The sequence below is a fragment of the Micromonospora sp. MP36 genome, assembly GCF_008119785.1.
Taxonomy (GTDB): domain Bacteria; phylum Actinomycetota; class Actinomycetes; order Mycobacteriales; family Micromonosporaceae; genus Micromonospora.
The window spans coordinates 16,948-36,507 of sequence record NZ_VSFA01000072.1; the positions used below are offsets into that span (position 1 = coordinate 16,948).

General features: G+C 74.0%; 16 protein-coding genes and 1 pseudogene. 10 read left to right on the top strand and 7 right to left on the bottom strand.

Going from position 1 to position 19,560, the window contains the following annotated elements; translation table 11 throughout:
* Positions 1 to 66 precede the first annotated feature (66 nt).
* The 4 genes from FXF52_RS30310 to FXF52_RS30325 form a co-directional block, all read right to left on the bottom strand.
* Positions 67 to 1,068, bottom strand: a complete 1,002-nt coding sequence (locus FXF52_RS30310; protein ID WP_148801885.1) for a YihY/virulence factor BrkB family protein — start codon at positions 1,066 to 1,068, stop codon at positions 67 to 69.
* Positions 1,061 to 2,068: a diacylglycerol kinase family protein gene (locus FXF52_RS30315; RefSeq protein WP_148801887.1), complete on the bottom strand. Its 1,008-nt coding sequence runs from the start codon at positions 2,066 to 2,068 to the stop codon at positions 1,061 to 1,063. Before FXF52_RS30315 ends, FXF52_RS30310 begins: the two co-directional genes overlap by 8 nt.
* Positions 2,069 to 2,188: 120 nt before the next feature.
* Positions 2,189 to 2,767 (bottom strand): Clp protease N-terminal domain-containing protein, encoded by a 579-nt coding sequence (locus tag FXF52_RS44220; protein ID WP_148801917.1) that lies wholly within the window; start codon positions 2,765 to 2,767, stop codon positions 2,189 to 2,191.
* The gene (locus FXF52_RS30325; RefSeq protein ID WP_148801889.1) at positions 2,767 to 3,003 is read right to left on the bottom strand and encodes an HTH domain-containing protein; all 237 of its coding nucleotides are present in this window, start codon (positions 3,001 to 3,003) and stop codon (positions 2,767 to 2,769) included. The genes FXF52_RS44220 and FXF52_RS30325 overlap by 1 nt, the downstream gene beginning before the upstream one ends.
* 110 nt (positions 3,004 to 3,113) lie before the next feature.
* Between FXF52_RS30325 and FXF52_RS30330 the strand changes: the two genes are divergently transcribed.
* The 7 genes from FXF52_RS30330 (at position 3,114) to FXF52_RS30355 (ending at position 10,955) form a co-directional block, all read left to right on the top strand.
* Positions 3,114 to 3,911, top strand: coding sequence for a PP2C family serine/threonine-protein phosphatase (locus FXF52_RS30330; RefSeq protein WP_148801891.1), 798 nt, complete (start codon positions 3,114 to 3,116; stop codon positions 3,909 to 3,911).
* A 120-nt stretch (positions 3,912 to 4,031) separates the two neighbouring features.
* Positions 4,032 to 4,859 (top strand): universal stress protein, encoded by an 828-nt coding sequence (locus FXF52_RS30335; protein WP_148801893.1) that lies wholly within the window; start codon positions 4,032 to 4,034, stop codon positions 4,857 to 4,859.
* Positions 4,860 to 4,986: 127 nt separating this feature from the next.
* Positions 4,987 to 7,389, top strand: a complete 2,403-nt coding sequence (locus FXF52_RS30340) for a phosphoketolase (protein ID WP_148801895.1) — start codon at positions 4,987 to 4,989, stop codon at positions 7,387 to 7,389.
* Positions 7,341 to 8,270, top strand: coding sequence for a universal stress protein (locus tag FXF52_RS30345; protein ID WP_148801897.1), 930 nt, complete (start codon positions 7,341 to 7,343; stop codon positions 8,268 to 8,270). The genes FXF52_RS30340 and FXF52_RS30345 overlap by 49 nt, the downstream gene beginning before the upstream one ends.
* Positions 8,271 to 8,501: 231 nt before the next feature.
* Entirely contained in the window at positions 8,502 to 8,663 is a 162-nt protein-coding gene (locus tag FXF52_RS41990) for a hypothetical protein (protein ID WP_187413809.1), read from the top strand.
* Between the two features lie 120 nt (positions 8,664 to 8,783).
* On the top strand, positions 8,784 to 10,307 hold the full coding sequence (locus FXF52_RS30350) for a hypothetical protein (protein WP_222870764.1): 1,524 nt from the start codon (positions 8,784 to 8,786) through the stop codon (positions 10,305 to 10,307).
* Positions 10,308 to 10,499: 192 nt separating this feature from the next.
* On the top strand, positions 10,500 to 10,955 hold the full coding sequence (locus FXF52_RS30355; protein ID WP_255472492.1) for a DUF402 domain-containing protein: 456 nt from the start codon (positions 10,500 to 10,502) through the stop codon (positions 10,953 to 10,955).
* Here FXF52_RS30355 and FXF52_RS30360 read toward each other — a convergent pair.
* Complete coding sequence (locus FXF52_RS30360; protein WP_148801899.1) at positions 10,907 to 13,255, bottom strand: heavy metal translocating P-type ATPase; 2,349 nt, start codon at positions 13,253 to 13,255, stop codon at positions 10,907 to 10,909. The two genes, FXF52_RS30355 and FXF52_RS30360, sit on opposite strands and share 49 nt — an antisense overlap.
* A gap of 73 nt (positions 13,256 to 13,328) precedes the next feature.
* Between FXF52_RS30360 and FXF52_RS30365 the strand changes: the two are divergent.
* A pseudogene (locus tag FXF52_RS30365) lies at positions 13,329 to 14,457 on the top strand (nitroreductase).
* 91 nt (positions 14,458 to 14,548) lie between these two features.
* Complete coding sequence (locus FXF52_RS30370; protein WP_187413808.1) at positions 14,549 to 16,222, top strand: GAF domain-containing sensor histidine kinase; 1,674 nt, start codon at positions 14,549 to 14,551, stop codon at positions 16,220 to 16,222.
* 45 nt (positions 16,223 to 16,267) lie between these two features.
* Here the strand turns inward: FXF52_RS30370 and FXF52_RS30375 are convergent, their stop codons facing one another.
* Entirely contained in the window at positions 16,268 to 16,906 is a 639-nt protein-coding gene (locus FXF52_RS30375) for a response regulator transcription factor (RefSeq protein WP_148801905.1), read from the bottom strand.
* Between the two features lie 178 nt (positions 16,907 to 17,084).
* Between FXF52_RS30375 and FXF52_RS30380 the strand changes: the two genes are divergently transcribed.
* Entirely contained in the window at positions 17,085 to 18,059 is a 975-nt protein-coding gene (locus FXF52_RS30380; protein ID WP_148801907.1) for a nitroreductase, read from the top strand.
* 68 nt (positions 18,060 to 18,127) lie between these two features.
* Here FXF52_RS30380 and FXF52_RS30385 read toward each other — a convergent pair whose 3' ends face one another.
* A complete protein-coding gene (locus tag FXF52_RS30385; RefSeq protein WP_148801909.1) occupies positions 18,128 to 19,135 on the bottom strand; it encodes an NAD-dependent epimerase/dehydratase family protein in 1,008 nt (335 codons plus the stop codon).
* Positions 19,136 to 19,560: the final 425 nt, after the last annotated feature.

A 19,560-nucleotide genomic window follows, 5' to 3' on the forward strand; every position in this document is an offset into this window, starting at 1 on the left:
ACCTCCCTGATGTCCTGGCGAGGCGCGCTGTACCCGGTTCGCGGTCCGCGTACACGCGGCGGCGGGTCAGAGCGCGGTCATCTCGCCGGTGTCGAGGACCTCCGCGCGCGCCGCCTCCGGCTCCCAGAGGTCGGGCTGGGCGGGCTCCTCCACACCGATCCGCATCGCCTCGAGCTGGGCGGCGAAGGCCAGCCCGCCGAAGAGCGCCATCCCGGTCAGGTTGGCCCACAGCAGCAGGGCCATCATCCCGGTCAGCGCGCCGTAGGTCTGCCCGAACCCGTCGCTGTACTTGACGTACGCGGCGAGCAGCAGGCTCGCCAGCCACCACAGCGCGGTCGCGATGCCGGCGCCGAAGAACAGCCAGGACAGGCCGGGCTGCCGGCGCCGGGGCGCGTGCCGGAACAGCACCGCCACGGCCAGCACGGTCAGCCCGAGGCTGAGCGGCCAGCGGACCACGTCCCAGGCGGCGTTGGCGACGCTGCCCCAGGCGTAGTGCCGCTGCACCGAGTCGCCCATCGCCCGGCCGCCGACCAGGATGAGGAACCCGGCCAGCGCGGATGTGCCGGCGGTCAGCGCGAGGACGGCGGCGCGGACGTACTTGGCCACGGCCGGGCGGTCCCGTTCGACGCCGTAGATGCGGTTCGCGCCCCGTTCGATCTGGGCCATGGTGGTGGTGAGCGCGACGAGGCCGGTCAGCAGGCCGAGGGTCAGCGCCAGCTCACCGGCCCGTTCGGTGTGCTCGCCGTCGGCGAGCAGCTGCTGCACGACGGACTCGCTCTGGCCGGGGGTGAGCGCGAGCACCGTGTCCGCGACGACCTTGCCGCCCTCGTCGGCGCCGAGGTCGCTGATCAGGCCGGTGAGTGCGATCAGGAACGGCACCACGGCCAGGCAGAGTTGCAGGGCGAAGGCGCGGGAGTGGCTGAAGCCGTCGCCGTAGCGGAACCGGATGAACGCGTCCCGGAGCAGGCACCAGCCGCCGTGGCGACGCAGGGTGTGCCAGGCGTGGTCGGCGGAGAGTTCGTCGGCCGACATCAGCCGGGTCTCGGGGACCAGCTTGGTGCTACTCACGGCGGGCCTCCTCGACCAGGCGCTCACCACGCTCGCCCGCCGCGTCGGCGTCCACCGACAGGTCGGGGTGGCGCTCCGGACGGGCCACGCAGAGCCAGAGCGCCTCGGGCCGGATCTCCGCGGTGAGCGACCGGCCGGGCTCGATCAGGTCACCGTCGAGTTCCCGGGGCTGCGCCCGGTTGCTGGCAATCTTCACCTGCCGGCCGCGGAGGATCTCCATCCGGGGCACCCGGCCGCGCCGGCGGACCAAGGCCCAGGCCATGGCCAGCCAGTGGCCGAGCGTACGCGGGGTGAGCACCGCGACGTCGAGCCAGCCGTCGTCGGGTTCGGCGTCGGTGAGCAGGCGGACGCCGCCCTGGAGGCGGCCGACGTTGGCGACCAGGACCGAGCGGGCCCGGCGGCGCAGCGGGGGCCGGCCGTCGATCCGGATGGTGACCCGCATGGGCCGGTCCCGCAGGTGCTTCACGGCCCCCACCAGGTACGCCGGCCAGCCGATCCGCGCCTTGGTGGTCTCCGAGGTGGCGTCGAGCATCTGCGCGTCGAAGCCCATGCCGGCCATCACGGCGAAGCACTGGTCGCCGACGACCCCGACGTCCAGCCGCCGCATCCCGCGCTCGACGGCGATCTCCAGCCCCGCGGCCAGGTCGCCGGAGAGGCCGAGGTTGGCCGCGAGCAGGTTGCCGGTGCCCTGGGGCAGCACGGCGAGCGCCACGTCGGTGCCGGCGAGCGCGGTCACGCAGGCGCGTACCGTGCCGTCGCCGCCGCAGGCGAAGACGACCTCGGCGCCGGCCTTGACGGCTGCCTCGGCCTGGCCGCGGCCCGGGTCCTCGACGGTGGTCTCGTACCAGGTCGGTGCGGGCCAGCCGGCGGCGTCGAGGGCGCCGTCCACCGTCCGGCGGAACTGGTCGAGATCGGTCACCTTCACCGGGTTGACCACCACCGCCGAGCGCGGCGCGGGGTTGCCGGCGGTCACCAGCCGCTTGTCCGCTCCACCGTCCACGGCGCCAGTGTGCAGCAACTCGGACGGGTCAGCGACTCGACGGCGACGGACGTTGCATGGACCGCAAACAGGTTTGGCCGTCGGCGGCACGGGTGAGCGTCGCGCGCCGCGTCGTCGGCGTCAGGCCGCCGTACGCAGCGCCGCCTCCACCCGCCGGCGCAGGTCGTCGAGGTCGGCGCCGGCCTCGGTGAGCACCAGCGCGGCCAGGCCGTTGCCCTCGTGGAGCAGGCCGAGCAGGATGTGCTCGGTGCCGATGTGGCGGTGGCGCAACCGGAGCGCCTCGCGCAGGCTGAGTTCCAGCACCTTCTTCGCCCGGGGCGAGAACCGGCCGTCGGCGAGCCGGCGCCGGCCCCAGCGCCGGCGGGGCGGGGGCACCGCCTCGCGCAGCGCGTCGGGCCCGAACGTCTCCTCGATCCGCGCGACGATCGCCGCGAGGTCGATGCCGATCTCCCGCAGCGCCGCCGCGTCGGCCTCGCCGAGACCGTCGACGCCGCCGGCGGTGTGCCGGGCCACCGCGGCGCGGAGGTCCTCGGCCCGGATGCCGGCCTGCGCCAGCACCCGGACGGCCAGGTTGTCGCCGTCGGCGAGCACGCCGAGCAGCAGGTGTTCGGTGCCGACCGGACGCCGGCCCTCGGCGCGGGCCTCGTCGACCGCGTGCCGCACCACCGTCCGGGACCGGTCGGTGAACCGTTCGAACATCACGCCTCCCAGCTTCCGGGCACCGCCGGTCGTCCGGCGTGCTTCTTGTGGACCGCCTGCCGGCTGACCTCGAGCGCGTCGGCGATCTCCTGCCAGGACCAGCCCTGCCGTCGGGCGTTGTCCACCTGGACCACCTCGAGCCGCTCGAGCAGCCGGCGCAGGGCGAGGACGGCGCGGAGCCCGACCTTCGGGTCGGTGCTGCCGGCGGCCGCCGCGAGATCTGTCGCCTGACTCATGCTGTCAACATAGGTTGACAAGGCCCTGCCTGTCAACCATGGTTGACGCCGGCGGGCCGACACGACGGCGACGCGCCGGGAATAGCCGCTGGTGGTGCTACGGTCCGCTGGTGTTCCGCCGCCGCTCGCTGGACCGACCGGTCGAGGCCGCCCGCCAGCTGACCGTCGGGCGGCTCACGCTGGAGACGGCCGGCGGCAGCGTGGTCGGGCACCACTACCCGGAGAACTTCGACGTGCTGCACGTCGACCCGGAGCTGCCGCTGTTCGCGGTCGTCGACGGGATGGGCGACGGTGACGGCAGCCGGGTCGCCGGCGCCACCGCGACGAGCACCTTCGTCGAGCAGGTCCGCGCCGCCTGGCCCGCGGTCGGCGCGCGCGAGCTGCGCGCCGCGACCGCGGAGGCGCAGCTGCGGGTACGCCAGGCCGGGGCGGGACTGGCCGGGCTGACCGGCTGCACCCTGACCGCACTGGCCGTCGAACCCGACGGCGGGCAGGGCTGGCTCGTCCAGCTCGGCGACTCGCGGGCCTACCGGCTGCGCGACGGGCTGCTGGAACTGGTGACGGTCGACCACACAATGGCCTGGCTCGGAGTGGTGCACGGCTGGTGGCCGGCCACCTCACCCGAGGCGGCCCGGGCCCGCTACCAACTGCTGCGCTACGTCGGCCACCCGGACCGGCCGGAGCCGGACGTGCTGGCCGTCCCGCTGCGTACCGGGGACACCTGGCTGCTCTGCACCGACGGGGTCAGCGACCAACTCGGCTACCACCGGCTGCGGGACCTGCTGGCCGAGCGGGACCCGGCGCAGGCGGCCCGCGCCCTGCTGTCGGCCAGCCTGGACGAGGGCGGCGACGACAACGCCACCGCCGTGGTGATCCGCGTCCTGCCCACCGTGCCCACCCCGCGCTGACCGCCGGCCGCGTCGGGCACCCCCGGCGCGGTGACCGCTCCAGTTCCGCCGACCCGGTCCGGGCGGGCACCCCCCACGACTACCGTGGGTGAGGAGAACGCGGTCGGGAGGTGAGGCGGAATGGCCGCACCCACCGAGGACGCGGTGGTGGTCGGCGTCGGCCGGTCGGACGAGGACCTCCAGGTGGTTCGGACGGCCGCCGTGGAAGCCGCCGCCCACGACCGCCCGCTGCACCTGCTGCACGCCTTCAACTGGGCGGCGGAGGCCGAGACGTCCCCCGCGGGCGGGCCACGCGCCGCCGCCGAGAACCTGCTGGAACAGGCCGGACAGGTGGCCGCCGAGGCGGAGCCGGCGGTGCCGGTGAGCGGCGCGATCGTCGAAGGGTCCCCGGTCGAGGCGCTGATCCGGGCCTCGGAGTCGGCCTTCCTGGTGGCGCTCGGTGACGGCGGGATGGCCGACTGCGCGAACTGCGTACCGACCGACGCGCCGGCCGTGCAGCTCGCCGCCCGGGCCGGCTGCCCGGTCCTGGTCGGCCGGGCCGAGCCGCCGCCACCGGGACCGGTGCTGGTCGGCGTGGACGGGTCGACGTCCTCCCACACCGCCCTCGGTTACGCCTTCGACTGCGCGGAACGCCGCGGGGCCCGGCTGCTGGCGATCTGGGTCGTCGAATCCGGCCACCCCGGCAACGTCGACGACCTGCTCGCCGAGACGGTGGCCCGGTACGCCACCCGGCACCCCACGGTGGCCGCCGAATGCCACACCGTCCGCGGCGACCCCGGCACCGTCCTGGTCGAACAGTCCCGCTCGGCGCAGGTCGCGCTGGTCGCCGCGCGCGGCGACGAAGCCTGGCGGGGCATGCTGGGCGAGGTCAGCCAGTCACTGCTCTACCACTCGCCGGCCCCGGTGATCGTCGTCCGTGGAATCGTCCCGGACGCGTACGGGCCGTGACGCCCACCCGTCCCGGGACCTCCGGCCCTGACCGCCCCGACCCGCCCGGGGCGAAGCTGGACCTGCCCGGACGGGATATCCGCCTTCGGGCTGCAGAAGTCCCCGAGCCGCGAGAGGCTATGGCAGCATGGACACCGCTCTCGACCTGCACAGCCCACTGACCGAAGACGAGCTGCGCCGGCTTGACGCCTACTGGCGGGCGGCGAACTACCTCACCGTCGGGCAGATCTACCTGCTCGGCAACCCGCTGCTCCGCGAGCCGCTCAAGCCCGAGCACGTCAAGCCGCGACTGCTGGGGCACTGGGGCACCAGCCCGGGGCTCAACCTGATCTACGCCCACCTCAACCGGGTCATCGTCAACCGCGACCTGAACGTCATCTACCTCACCGGGCCCGGCCACGGCGGGCCGGCGATCGTGGCGAACACCTGGCTGGAGGGCACCTACAGCGAGCTCTACCACTCGGTGACCCGGGACGAGACCGGGATGGCCCGGCTGTTCCGCCAGTTCTCCTTCCCCGGCGGCATCCCCAGCCACGTCGCCGCCGAGGTGCCGGGTTCGATCCACGAGGGCGGCGAGCTGGGGTACGCCCTGAGCCACGCCTACGGCGCCGCGTTCGACAATCCGGACCTGCTGGTGGCCTGCGTGATCGGCGACGGGGAGGCCGAGACCGGCCCGCTGGCCGGAAGCTGGCTGTCCAACGTCTTCCTCAACCCGGCCCGGGACGGGGCGGTGCTGCCCATCCTGCACCTCAACGGCTACAAGATCGCCAACCCGAGCGTGCTGGACCGGATCCCCGAGGACGACCTGCTCGGCCTGATGCGCGGCTACGGCTACCAGCCCCACGTGGTCGCCGGCGACGACCCGGTGCAGGTGCACCAGAGCCTCGCCGCGACGCTGGACCGGACGCTCGACGAGATCACCGAGATCCAGCGACGGGCCCGCTCCGGCGGCCAGGTCGAGCGCCCCCGCTGGCCGATGATCATCCTCCGTACGCCGAAGGGCTGGACCGGCCCCCGCGAGATCGACGGCAAGCCGGTCGAAGGGACCTTCCGCGCCCACCAAGTGCCCATCGACGGGGTACGCAAGAGCCCGGAGGCCCTGGCCGAGCTGGAGCGCTGGCTGCGCAGCTACCGGCCGGAAGAACTCTTCGACGCCACCGGCGCCCCGGTCGCCGAGCTCGCCGCGCTGCCCCCGAAGGGGGACCGGCGGATGAGCGCCAACCCGATCACCAACGGCGGCCGGGTGCTGCGCGATCTCGACCTGCCGGACTTCCGCGCCTACGGGATCAACGTCGAGCACCCGGGCGAGCCGGTGGCCGGCTCCACCGGCGTGCTCGGCCCGTGGATCCGCGACGTGATCACCGCCAACCCGCAGAACTTCCGGCTGTTCGGCCCCGACGAGGTCGCCTCCAACCGGCTCGGCGCCGCCTTCAAGGTCACCGACCGGGCGTTCGTCGGTGCGACGATCCCCGGCGACGACCACCTCTCCCCCGACGGCCGGGTGATGGAGGTGCTCTCCGAGCACCTGTGCCAGGGCTGGCTGGAGGGCTACCTGCTCACCGGCCGGCACGGCATCTTCACCAGCTACGAGGCGTTCATCCACATCGTCGACTCGATGGTCAACCAGCACGCCAAGTGGCTGAAGGTGACCCGCGGCATCCCCTGGCGGGAGCCGCTCGCCTCGCTGAACTACCTGCTCTCCAGCCACGTCTGGCGGCAGGACCACAACGGCTTCTCGCACCAGGACCCGGGCTTCATCGACCACGTGGCCAACAAGAAGGCCGAGGTGGTGCGGGTCTACCTGCCACCGGACGCCAACACCCTGCTCTCCACCATGGACCACTGCCTGCGCAGCCGGCACTACATCAACGTGGTGGTGGCCGGCAAGCAACCGGCGCCGAACTGGCTGAGCATGAACGAGGCCATCCAGCACGCGCGGCGCGGGCTGGGCATCTGGGACTGGGCCAGCACCGACCAGGGCACCGAGCCGGACGTGGTGCTCGCCTGCGCGGGCGACGTGCCGACGCTGGAGACGCTGGCCGCGGCCGACCTGCTCCGCCGGCACCTGCCCGAGCTGAAGGTACGGGTGGTCAACGTGGTCGACCTGATGCGGCTGCAGCCGCCCTCGGAGCATCCGCACGGCCTGCCGGACCGCGAGTTCGACACCATCTTCACCCGCGACAAGCCGATCATCTTCGCGTATCACGGCTACCCGTGGCTGATCCACCGGCTCACCTACCGGCGGACCAACCACGGCAACCTGCACGTGCGCGGCTACAAGGAGGAGGGCACCACCACCACGCCGTTCGACATGGTGATGCTCAACGACCTGGACCGCTTCCACCTGGTCATCGACGTCATCGACCGGGTGCCCGGGCTCGCCCCGCGCGCCGCCCACCTGCGCCAGGACATGGTCGACGCCCGGCAGGCCGCCCGCGACTACACCCGTGAGTACGGCGAGGACGACCCGAGGGTCGCCGAGTGGCGCTGGATCCGGGAGACCGAGCCCGGCCTGCGAGGCGGACAGTGAACCCGGCCGACGTCAGCCGCGACGAGATCCTGGTCGGCTACGACGGCTCCGCCGACGCGACGGTGGCCCTGAACTGGGCGCTGGACGAGGCGAGCCGCTCCGGCCGGCCGGTCCGGCTGGCGTACGTCTTCGAGTGGTTGACCGTGGTCGGCTGGATCGGACCCGGGGTGGCGCCGGGGATCTGGCCCGACGAGACCGCCCGGCGCAAGGTCGAGGAACTGGTCCGCAAGGCGGCGGCGGACGCCGCCGCCGAGCGGCCCGGCCTCACCGTGCACGGCGAGGTCTTCGACGGCCCGCCGGCCCTGGTGCTGCAGGAACGATCCGCCGAGGCAGGGCTGCTGGTGCTCGGCAGCCGGGGGCACGGCGGCTTCGGCGGCCTCCTCGCCGGCTCCACCGCGGTCTCCGTCACCGCCCACGCGCACTGCCCGGTCGTGGTGGTCCGCCAGGGACAGGCGGCCCCCTCCGGGCCGGTCGTGGTCGGCGTGGACGGCTCCGAGTCCTCCCTGCTGGCGCTCGGGTTCGCCGTCGAACGGGCCGCCCAGCGGGACGCGCCGCTGCGGTTGCTGCGGGCCTGGGCGCCGCCACCCAGTGAGCGGTGGGTGGATCCCGGCTCCACGCCAGAGGAGACCGAGGCCGCCGAGCGGGCGGCGGCCGAGGAGAGCCTGGCACGGTGGCGGAAGACCTTCCCGAACGTCCCGGTCGAGCTCCAGGTGACCCCAGGCAACCCGGCCGCGCTGCTGGTCGAAGCGAGCCGCACGGCGCAACTGGTGGTGGTCGGCAGCCGGGGCCGGGGCGGGCTACGGGGGATGCTCCTCGGCTCGGTCAGCCAACAGCTCATCCACCACGCGAGCTGCCCGGTGGCGGTGGTCCGGGAACGCTGAGCCCGGCCGGCCCGGAGCGGTCGCCGGGGCGGGCACCGGTCAGTGGAACGCCATGGCGGTCTCCGGGCCGGTTTGGCAGCCATGGCGTTCCACCGACGGATGGAAGCGGCGAGGTGAGCGCGGCACCCGCCGCCACGCGGAGCGCACTATCCTGCGGCCGTGATGTTCGAGCCGGGACAGGTCATCACGCGTAGGTATCTGCGCGGAAGCTGGTGCACCTGGATGCAACCGATGCGAGTCCTCGCGGACGACGCCCAGGGCCTGTTGCTCTGGCATCCGGCCGGCAGCGACTTCGCCCGCCTCATCGACGCCGATGGGAACACCCAGCACCAGCTCACCGTCGACCGGATGCGCGAACCGAGGCTGACCAACTTGATTAGGAATCGTCGGTGATCCTAGGTTAACCGTGTGGACCGTGGCGCTTCGCCTTTGGGCTGGTTCGGGGGAGATTCCGGTGACGTGGGCCGGTCGTGATCGCGGGTTCTCCTGGATCGATGTCGATGCGATGAGCCGGTGACCGGGAAGCTGCCGCTGGCCGACGGCGAGACTTCCCGTACCGCTTGCGCTCAGGCCGTGCTCCGATCGGGGGTGGACGAGGAGAGCGGTGAGGTTCTGTCGCAGACGGTGCTGGCGCAACGTGTTGGCTGGTGTGCCGATCTGGTGGCGGGGATGGTGTCCGGCCTGTTGGCGGAGCGGTGGAACTGCGCGGATGTGGAGGTGTTGGCCTCCGGGCAGGACGCGGGTGGCCGGAAGCTTCCGTCGAACGCGTGGATGGCGCTGCGGCGCCTGGGCTGGACGGTTACCGCGCCTGAGGGTGTGAAGGTCAATGACCGGATCGTGCGGATGGCGCAGGAGCAGGCGGGGCGTGCTCTTCGCTCGGCGTCGTGGCGTGCTGAATTGACCGCCGGGGTCCTGGCGACCTGGCCGGCCGATCCACGCAAGCGCACCGCGCAGGAGTGGGAGCAGGTACGCAAGGCGGTTCCGGGCGGGGAGCATCTGCCGTCCAGCATCGTCAAGTCCCGCACCCGGCAGGCTGCCAGGTTCCTTGCCGCCAATGGCCGCCTGCCGGTGGACGTGTTCGAGCTTGAAGGCGTCCCGAAGGTCGCGCGGATGCTGCTGCTGGCCGCGTGTGATCGGCAGCAGGCCACCATCGAACGCAGCGACACCGACCCCAGCAGGGTGTTGCTGCGCTTGCAATTGCCCACGCGCCCCGATCCGCGAGCCTACGCGGATTGGACGTGGGTGGCCTGTCCGATCATGCTGCCGCCCACGGTCCCCGCGGACGCGGTGCTGCACCTGCCCACCCTCCGCCTCACCGGCCGGCAGGTACGCGCCGATCTCGCGTACACGCACGCCGTGTCGAAGGCCCAGCGCACCGGGCACACGGTGGCGGTCGGCGTGGACTGGGGCCTGAACACTCTCCTCAGCGCGGGAGCCCTGCGACTGCACGAGGGCGGGCGGGTCACCGCGTTGGGGGCGGGTGGTCAGTTCCGGGCCGCCGGCATCCTCGCGAAACAGCACCGCCTGCGCCGGCACGGTGAGCGGTTGCACGCCAAAGCCGACCACTACCAACGCCTCACCGGCCGTGACGAGCGGCATCAACTCGTCGGCAAACTGGCGGTCCTGCGTGACGAGATCCGCCACGTCTCCGACCGCCGGACGAACCTGAACGCCGCGCTCGCGTCGCCCCACCACCCCAGGCTGGAAGTGGGCGATCTGCCCCCACCAGTCCTGCCGGTGGCAGGGCGACCGCGACCAGGGCGCCTGGCGGCGGATCGCCGCCCGCGGCCTGACCCATCAGGCCAAGACCGTCATCGACAAGGCCAGCGGGCACATGGTCATCCGCGCCGTGGTCGACAAACTCGAAACGGCAGCGGTCATCACGACAAGCCACCGGGGGGGACCGGTCGAAGACCGGCCCCACCCGGCGCAAGCCACCACGCCCCGCGCCCAGGCGACGCAGGGCACCCTCCCCCACCCGGCCCCACAGCCGGGCGGGTAAGCGTCCGGAGGGACACGCACCAACGGACCGGATAAGGCTGCCCCGCGCAGCCCACCGACACCAGGGCGTGAACACGATCAGCACACCCACCACCGGCCACCAGCCACGCGGAGCCGCACTGGGCGCAGGATTCCACTTCCACGCCCACGCGACCCCACCACGGTGGGAAACGATCCCCCGAAACCCAATCCGACTCAGGATCACTAAGCTGATCAGGGACGCTGACGGTGCAGACCTGGACGGACTACGACATCCTCGTACTCATGCCGCCCGCCGCCGCACACTCTGTCTGGTGGTTCTTCCAGGCCGGCACTTTCGCCGGTTGGTACGTGAATCTGGAGACGCCGTACACCCGAGGGCCCGCCGGGGTCGACACGAACGACCAGCTCCTCGACATCGTGGTCACGCCGCAGCGTCGCTGGGAGTGGAAGGACACCGACGAGTTCGAAGCCCGGATCGGCCACCCGCTCTACCTCGATCAGGCGACCGCCGCGGCGGTACGGGCCGAGGCCGACCGGGTGATCACGCGGATCGAGGCCGGCGACTTCCCGTTCGACGGCACGCACACCGACTTCCGCCCCGAGGAGGGCTGGCCGGCTCTGCGCCTGTCGGCGGACGCGGTGATGCCAGGCGGTCACCGGCCATGGCCCGGGCCTCCGTCGGCGGGATTGAGCGAGAAGTAGTCCTCCTCTTCCTGCGCTAGGTGCAGCCGGAGCACGGCGTCCAGCCCGTAGAGCGCGGCCAGCAGGTCGGGCACCTCGCCGCGGGGCAGCCGGCCGTCCGGGTGCTGGGCCAGGTGACCGCCGATCCGGTCCACCAGCCGGCCGATCTCCACGTGCCCGCGGCTCATCGTCGAGGTCGCCTCCTCGCTGCCTAGCGGGCCGGCCAGGGCCGGGTAGAGCCGGCGTTCCTCGGCCGCCTCGTGCGGCAGCACCTCGTCGACCAGGCGGCGGTGCACCTCCCGCAGCGCCGGCACGCACTCCGGCGCGTCGGGGCGGGTCGCCACCAGGTCCGCGGTGTCGCGCAGCCGGGTCAGCACGTCCCGTACCCCGCCGTGCTCGCCCGCGTACCGGTCGAGCATCTCCCGGGTCTCCGGCGGGACGTCCCGGTGCCGCAGACCGCCCCGTAGGGCGCGCAGGGCGTTGACGATCACCAGCACGTCGATGCCCTCCTGGAGGAACGCCCCGGCGACCGGAGGCAGGCCGCCGGCCGCGGCCGCCACCATTGCCACGACGGCCAGGCCCATCCCGACCGTGGCGCTCTGCACCGCGATGCGGCGCGCGTACCGGGCGATCTCGACGGCGTCGGCGAGCCGGTCCAGCCGGTCCACGGTGAGCACCGCGTCGGCCACGTCGGCCGAGGCGGTCGCCCCGGTGGCGCCCATCGCCACCCCGACGTGCGCCTCGGCCAGGGCTGGCGCGTCGTTGACGCCGTCGCCCACCATCACGGTCACCGCGCGGCCGGACTCCTCCTTGACCCGGGCCACCTTCGCCTGCGGCGAGCACTGGGCGATCACGTCGTCCACACCGACGATCCGGGCGACCTGCTCGGCGGTGCGCGGCCGGTCACCGGTCACCATCACCAGACGGTCCAGCCCGGCCTGCCGGAGCCGCCGCACGGTACGCCGGGCGTCGGGGCGTACCGGGTCCTCCAGCAGGATCACGCCGAGCGGACCCTGGTCGTCGCTGACCCAGACGGTGGAGCGGCCGGCCAGCTCGGCCCGTTCGCGGGCCCGACGGGCCCACTCGGGCGGCTCGCCGGCGAGCTGGCCGACCCGGACCAGCCGGCCGTCCACCCGGCCGGTCACCCCGCGCCCCGGCTCCTCGGTGACGTCCGTCGGCTCGGCCAGCGGCAGCCCCTGCTCCCGGGCCTGCCGGACCAGGGCGGCGGCCAGCACGTGTGGGGAGAGCTGCTCGACGGAGGCGGCCAACCGCAGCACCTCGTCCCGGTCGCCGCCGGGCGCCACTACCGTCTCGGCGGCCCGGGGACGGCCGGCGGTCAGCGTGCCGGTCTTGTCCATGAGCAGGGTGCGGGCGCGGCCCAGCAGCTCCAGCGACCCGCCCTCGCGGACCAGCACGCCGCGCCGGGCCACCCGGGACAGCCCGGACACGATCGCGATCGGGGTGGCCAGCAGCAGCGGGCAGGGGGTGGCCACCACGAGCACCGCCACCGCCCGGAGGAACTGCCCGGAGAGCAGCCAGGCGATCGCGGCCACCAGCAGGGTGAACGGTACGAACGCGGCGGCGTACCGGTCGGCGAGCCGGACCATCGGCGCCTTGTGCGCGGTCGCCTCCTCGGCCAGCCGGACGATCCCGGCGTACGTGCTCTCCGCGGCGTTCCTGCGGGCCCGCAGCCCGAACCCGGCCCCCGCGTTGACCACACCGCTGGCTACCTGCTCGCCGGCGGCGCGGGTGACCAGTTGCGACTCGCCGGTGACCACCGACTCGTCCAGCGTCGCGGTCTCCTCGACCGTCCCGTCCACCGGCACCACGTCGCCGGGGCCGACCACCAACCGGTCCCCCACCGCCACCCGCTCCAGCGGCACCACCTCGATCCCGCCTTCCGGGGTACGCCGCCGGGCCTGCCGGGGCGCGCGCTCCAGCAGCGCGCGCAGGTCGCGGCTGGCCCGGCGCTCGGCGTAGCTCTCCAGCGCCTGCCCGGTGGCCACCATCACGGCGATCACCGCACCGGCCAGGTACTCGCGGACCAGCAACGTGCCGACCAACGCCAGCACCGCGATCACGTCCACCCCGAACTGCCGGCGCCACAGCTGCCGCAGTGTCGTCCAAGTGGCCGGCACCAGCGCTGCCACGGTCACCGCCGCCCACACCAGCTGGGCTGCGCCCCGCAGCCCGCCGAGCCACAACCCGGCACCCACCAGCACGGCCACCGTGAGCAGGATCAGCGGTACCCACAGCCGCCAGTCCGTCCGGTGCTCCGGCACCGGCCGCTCCGGTACACACTCGCGCGGTTCCGCCCCCACCTGCGGATCGTCTCAACGGCAGGGCGGCCGGACAGGGCAACCGGGGCAATCGGACGCGGGCCGAAGGGCCCGGATGTGGGGGACCCGCGTACCGTGCGTCCGCCCTGCGCATGCCAGAGGATGGAGCGGCAACGCCGCCCGGGACCCGGCCGGGGTGAGGCACGATGACGGAAACGGGAAAGGTCGTGACGATGAGCCACGAGACGCCGGCCACCGACCGCGCGCTGACCACCGCGCTTACCGAGGCCGCCGCGACGTCCGGTCGCGCCCCCTCTGTGCACAACACCCAGCCGTGGCGCTGGACGGTCCTCCCCGACGCGCTGGAGCTGCGGATGGTGCGGGAAGCCCGGCTCACCGCCACCGATCCGGAGGGCCGGCTGGTGACGCTGAGCTGCGGCGCGGCGCTGCACCACGCACGCGTGGCGCTGGCCGCCGAGGGCTGGACGGCGCTGGTGGAGCGGCTGCCCGACCCGGAGCAGCCGGAACTGCTCGCCCGGCTCACCGGGCTCCGGCACACCGGGGCCGACCCGGACGCGATGCGCCTCGTGCAGTGCATGCAGGTCCGGCACACCGACCGCCGGCCGGTGAGCGAGGAGCCGCTGCCCGGCCCGGCCCTCGACGAGATCGTGCAGGCGGCCCTCGCCGAGGGCGTACGGCTGGAGGTGCTGGACTTCGACCAGGTGATGGAGCTGGCCGCCGCGGCCGGGCAGGCCGCCACCGTGACGGCGGAGGACCCGGAAACCCGCGAGGAGCTGGAGTACTGGACCAGCCGGGCCGACACCGGCACCGGGCTGCCGCCCGAGGTGCTGCCCGAGCAGGCCCCGCAGACCACCGTGCCGGCCCGGGACTTCGGCCGTCCCGGCACCCTGCCGGTCGGCCCGGGGCACGACCGGGCGGCCGTCTACGGGATCCTCTGGAACACTGAGGACGAACCGGACAATTGGCTGCGCGCCGGTGAGGGGCTCTCCGCCGCCTGGCTGACCGCAACCCGGCTCGGCGCGTCGCTGGTGCCGCTCAGCGGCGTGGTGGAGGTGGAGGGCACCCGGCAGACGGTGCGCCGGCTGCTGGCCGGGCTCGGCTTCCCCTACCTGGCGCTGCGGTTGGGGCTCGCGGACCCGGCGCACGCGGGGCCGCCGCACACCCCGCGGCTGGCCACCGAAGAGATCGTCGACACCTCGGCGGTCCGCGCCGGCAGCGCTTGACGGGCTCGTTGCCGACGTCCCCGGGCGATAGCATCGGCCGGTGGCCAGCGCACCGAATCCACGGAACGAGCACGTCACCCCGTCGCTGGGGCTGACCCCGCTGTCTCGGGTCCGGCTCGACGAGCTGCTGCAGGAGATGCTCGACCGGGTCGGCGAGGTGGTCACCAGCCGGGAACGCCTGCGGGCCCTGCTCGACGCGGTGGTCGGCATCGGCTCCGACCTCGACCTGCGCAGCACCCTGCAGCGGATCGTGGCGTCGGCGTGCGAGCTGGTCGGCGCGAAGTACGGCGCGCTCGGCGTGATCGGCCCCGACCGGCTGCTACACGACTTCATCATCCACGGCATCAGCGAGGAGCTGCACGCGAAGATCGGGGAGCTGCCACACGGCCGGGGCGTGCTCGGCCTGCTCATCGACGACCCCCGGCCGGTCCGCATGCCGGACATCACCCAGCACCCCCTGTCGTACGGCTTCCCGCCGCACCACCCGCCGATGCACAGCTTCCTCGGTGTGCCGGTGCGCATTCGCGATCACGTCTTCGGCAACCTCTACCTCGCCGAGAAGCAGGGCGCGGCCGAGTTCACCGAGGACGACGAGGAGATCGTGGTGGCGCTGGCCGCCGCGGCCGGCGTGGCCATCGAGAACGCCCGCCTCTACGCGCTGGCCCACCGGCGGGAGCGCTGGCTGGCCGCGACCGCCGAGATCACCTCGGTGCTGCTGGGCGAGGTCCGGCGTACCGACGCGCTGACCCTGGTGGCGCGGCGAGCCCGGGAGGTCGCCGAGGCGGAGCTGGCCCTGCTGCTGCTCTACGACGAGGACGAGGGCCAGTTCACCGTCGAGGTGGCCGACGGCGCCGACGGGGCCGCCCGGGACCTGGTCGGTGTGGTGCTGCCCGCCGCCGAGGCCACCTTCGCCGGTTCGGTCACCGAGGGCCGCCACGAGCTGCTGGCGAACCTCGCCGAGGCCGCTCCCTGGCCGCGGCCGGTGGTCGCCGGGCCGGCGGTGGTCTCCCCGCTCGCCGCGGCGGACGCCCTGCACGGCGTACTGGTGATCGCCCACCGGCCCGACCACGGTCCCGTCGGTGAGGACGACGCCGCGCTGCTGAACAGCTTCGCCGGCCAAGCCGCGCTGGCCATGGAGCGGGCCCGGGGCCAGGAGGAGCGGGAGCTGCTGGTGGTCCTGGAGGACCGCGAACGGATCGCCCGCGACCTGCACGACGTGGTGATCCAGCGGCTGTTCGCCACCGGCCTGCAGCTGCAGAGCACCGCCCCCGTGGCGATGCGGCCCGAGGTGGCCAAGCGGATCAACCAGGCGGTCGACGACCTGGACGCCACCATCCGGGACATCCGCCGCACCATCTTCGAGCTGCGCACCCCGATGAGCGCCGCGCTGCGTACCGAGATCCGCGAGGCGATCGAGGTGGCCGCCGAGTCGCTGGGCTACCGGCCACACCTGGAGCTCAGCGGTCCGATCGACAGCGCCGTCCCGGACGAGCTGCGACCCGAGCTCACCGCCGTGCTGCGGGAGGCGCTGTCCAACGCGGTACGCCACGCGCAGGCCGACCGGGTGTCGGTGGCGGTGCGGGTCGACGCGGGCTGGGTGACCGTGATCGTCACCGACGACGGCGTCGGCTGCGACCCGGCGGCGGCCCGCAGCGGCCTGGTGAACCTGCGCGAGCGGGCCGAGCGGCTCGGTGGCGACTTCCAGCTGGGCCGGGTGGCCCCGCGCGGCACCGAGGTGCGCTGGAGCGTGCCGCTGCGCGACTGATCGGACCAGCCGCCCCGCCGACCGGGGTCCCGGCGGCCGGCGCGGTCAGCGCCGCGGGCCGAGCAGCCGGGTGGCCAGCACCGCCGCCTGGGTACGCCGTTCCAGGCCGAGCTTGGCCAGCACGCTGGAGACGTAGTTCTTCACCGTCTTCTCGGCGAGGAACATCTTGCCGGCGATCTCCCGGTTGGTGAGCCCCTCGGCCACGTACTCCAGGATCCGCCGCTCCTGCTCGGTGAGGGACTTCAGCTCGCGCGGCTCCTCGACGCCGCTGCGGATCCGCTCCAGCACCCGGGTGGTGATCGCCGGATCGAGCAACGACTGCCCGGCCGCCACCCGGCGGACCGCGTCCACCAAGTCGGTGCCCCGGATCTGCTTGAGCACGTATCCGGCGGCGCCCGCCATGATCGCGGCGAAGAGCGCCTCGTCGTCCTCGTACGAGGTGAGGATCAGCCCCTTGATCGAGGAGTCCACGGCCCGGACGTCGCGGCACACGTCGATGCCGTTGCCGTCGGGCAGCCGGGCGTCCAGGATCGCCACGTCGGGGCGGAGCGCCGGGATCCGGCGGGCCGCTTCCTGGGCGGAGCCGGACTCGCCGACAACCTCGATGTCGCCGCTGCTGGTGAGCAGGTCGGCCAGGCCACGACGGACGACCTCGTGGTCGTCGAGCAGGAACACCCGGATCATCCGTCCTTTCTACCCCGCCTCCCCCGCGCTGGGCACGGGCCAAAGGTCCCTACCGCGCCCGCGGGGCAGACGGGCCCGCCCAGGTGGGACCTCCGGCCCTGCTCGCGAAGCCGCTGGTTGCCGCACCGTGGAACCAACCGGAAGGCGCGCACCACCTGCCACGGAAGGAGCACCCACGATGACCACGGGATTCAGCGTCGAGCAGTTGCGGGCCGCCGCCAGCGACGCCGTCCGGGCGCCGTCCCTGCACAACACCCAGCCGTGGCGGTTCCGGCTGCGCGACGGCGGGATCGAACTCTCCGTCGACCCGCTGCGCCGGCTGCCCGCCACCGACCCGAGCGGCTGGGGCACCCGGATCGCCTGCGGGGCGGCCCTGTTCAACCTGCGGCTGGCGCTCGCCGTGGCGGGCACGCCGACCCGGGTCCGGCTCCGCCCGTACCCCGCCGACCCGGACGTGGTCGCGCGGCTGGTCCCGGACCTGCCGCGCCGCCCCACCCCCGCCGAGCAGAGCCTGTACACGGCCATCGGCCGCCGGTTCAGCAACCGGGCCCCGTTCTGGCCCGACCCGGTCCCGGCCGAGGCCCGCTGGCGGCTCGCCGAGGCCGCCCGGGCCGAGCAGTGCTGGCTGGAGCTGGTGATCGGCACCAGCCCGGTCAACGCGCTCGCCGAGATCGCCCGCAGCGCCCACCGGGTCCTCGAACGCGACCCCGCGTACGTGGCCGAGCGGGCCGAGTGGATCCGCGGCGAGCCGTCACCCGATGGCGTACCGGCCACCGCGGCCGGGCCGCGGAGCGAGCCGCAGGACCTGCTGCCGCAGCGCGACTTCGGCGGCCGCCACCGGACACCGGGCCGGGACTTCGAGCCGGAGCCGCTGGTCGCCGTGCTCGGCGCGGCCGGGAACACCGCCACCGACCAGGTCATCGCCGGGCAGGCCCTGCAACGGGTGCTGCTCACCGCCACCGACGCCGGGCTCAGCGTGTCGCTGATCTCCCAGCCGATCGAGGTGCCCGGCGCGCGGGAGGCGCTGCGGCTGTCCCTGGGCCGGTTCGGCACCCCGCAGATGGTGATGCGGATCGGCTACGGCCAGCCTGGCAGCGCCACCCCGCGCCGCCCGGTCGGGGAAGTGCTCGACCTGCCGGTGGTGCCGGCCTGACCTGGCCGCGCCGCGTCCGGGTCCTGGCGTCGCCGCCGCAGAGCGGCGGGCGGCAGGTCCGATGCCGGTCAGGCCGCCGGGGTGAACCCGGCCAGCAGCTTCGCCTCCCGCTCCGGGTCGAGCCCGACCGCCGCCCGGGCCGGCCGCCCGGCGCGGGGCGGCACCTGGCCGGCCGCGCGCAGCCAGCGCCAGGTGTCGGCGACCGTCTCGGCGACCGGCCGGCAGACCAGCCCCGCCGCGTACGCCCGCTCCACGCCCCGCTCCTGCAACCACCGGTACGGGTGGCCCGCCGGAATCCAGATCGGCAGGTCGTTCCAGGGCTCCACGCCCGCGGCCAGGATCGGCTCCGGGTCGGTCCAGCGCAGGTCGGCGTCCGCGCCGGTCGCCACCACGGCCGCGTCGAGCAGCTCGCCCATCGTCGCGTGCCCGGTCCGGCTCACCACGTTGTACGCACCGCCGACGCCCTCGGCGCCCCGGTCCAGCAGCCAGCCGGCGAGATCCCGCGCGTCGACGTACTGCAGCGGAAGGTCGCGCGGGCCCGGGGCCAGCACCGGACCGCCCCGGGCGATCCGCTGCAACCACCACGGCAGCCGGCCGATGTCCTCGCCCGGCCCGAGGATCAACCCGGCCCGGGCCAGCAACGCCCGCTCCCCGTACACCTGCACCGCGGCCCGTTCCCCGCCCGCCTTGAGCTGCGGATAGTCACCGTCGACCGCGTCGGCCGCGGCGTCCACGACTGGGGCCTCCTCGCCCACGCCGGGCGGCACCGGCTCGGCGTAGACCGATCCGCTGGAGACGTAGATGTAGTGCGGCACCGCGTCGGCCAGCGCACGGGCCGCGTCCCGCACCGCCCGGGGAGCGCCGTCCCAGGTGTCCACCACCAGGTCCCACTCGCCGCCGGCGAGCGCCGCCAGCCCGTCCGGCGCCGTCCGGTCCCCCCGCAACCGGCGTACGCCCGGCGGCACGTCACCGTGCAGCCCTCGGTTGAACGCCGTCACCGACCAGCCTCGGCTTGCGGCCTCGGCCACCACGGCTCCACCGACGAATCCTGTCCCACCCAGCACCAACAGTCGCATGCGTTCCACCCTGCCCCGCGCCCCGCTCCGCGGTGAGGGATGTTCACGGTGAGCGGATCTGCCCAGGGCAGAAGCGTCTCTAATCAGCTTAGTGATCCTGAGTCGGATTGGGTTTCCGGGATCGTTTCCCACCGTGGTGGGGTCGCGTGGGCGTGTAGGTGGAATCCTGCGCCCAGGGCGGCTCCGCGTGGCTGGTGGCCGGTGGTGGGTGTGCTGATCGTGTTCACGCCCTGGTGTCGGTGGGCTGCGCGGGGCAGCCTCCGGTCCGTTGGTGCGTGTCCCTCCGGACGCTTACCCGCCCGGCCGTGGGGCCGGGTGGGGGAGGGTGCCCTGCGTCGCCTGGGCGCGGGGCGTGATGCCTTGCGCCGGGTGGGGCCGGTCTTCGACCGGTCGGCCCGGCAGGTCTTCGTGATGACCGCTGCCGT

Excerpts from the sequence above, each read along its gene's own strand:
- FXF52_RS30340 (WP_148801895.1), top strand. The coding sequence starts at position 4,987 with ATGGACACCGCTCTCGACCTGCACAGCCCACTGACCGAAGACGAGCTG.
- FXF52_RS30375 (WP_148801905.1), bottom strand. The coding sequence starts at position 16,906 with ATGATCCGGGTGTTCCTGCTCGACGACCACGAGGTCGTCCGTCGTGGC.
- FXF52_RS30325 (WP_148801889.1), bottom strand. The coding sequence starts at position 3,003 with ATGAGTCAGGCGACAGATCTCGCGGCGGCCGCCGGCAGCACCGACCCG.
- FXF52_RS30380 (WP_148801907.1), top strand. The coding sequence starts at position 17,085 with ATGACCACGGGATTCAGCGTCGAGCAGTTGCGGGCCGCCGCCAGCGAC.
- FXF52_RS41990 (WP_187413809.1), top strand. The coding sequence starts at position 8,502 with ATGCGAGTCCTCGCGGACGACGCCCAGGGCCTGTTGCTCTGGCATCCG.
- FXF52_RS30385 (WP_148801909.1), bottom strand. The coding sequence starts at position 19,135 with ATGCGACTGTTGGTGCTGGGTGGGACAGGATTCGTCGGTGGAGCCGTG.
- FXF52_RS44220 (WP_148801917.1), bottom strand. The coding sequence starts at position 2,767 with ATGTTCGAACGGTTCACCGACCGGTCCCGGACGGTGGTGCGGCACGCG.
- FXF52_RS30335 (WP_148801893.1), top strand. The coding sequence starts at position 4,032 with ATGGCCGCACCCACCGAGGACGCGGTGGTGGTCGGCGTCGGCCGGTCG.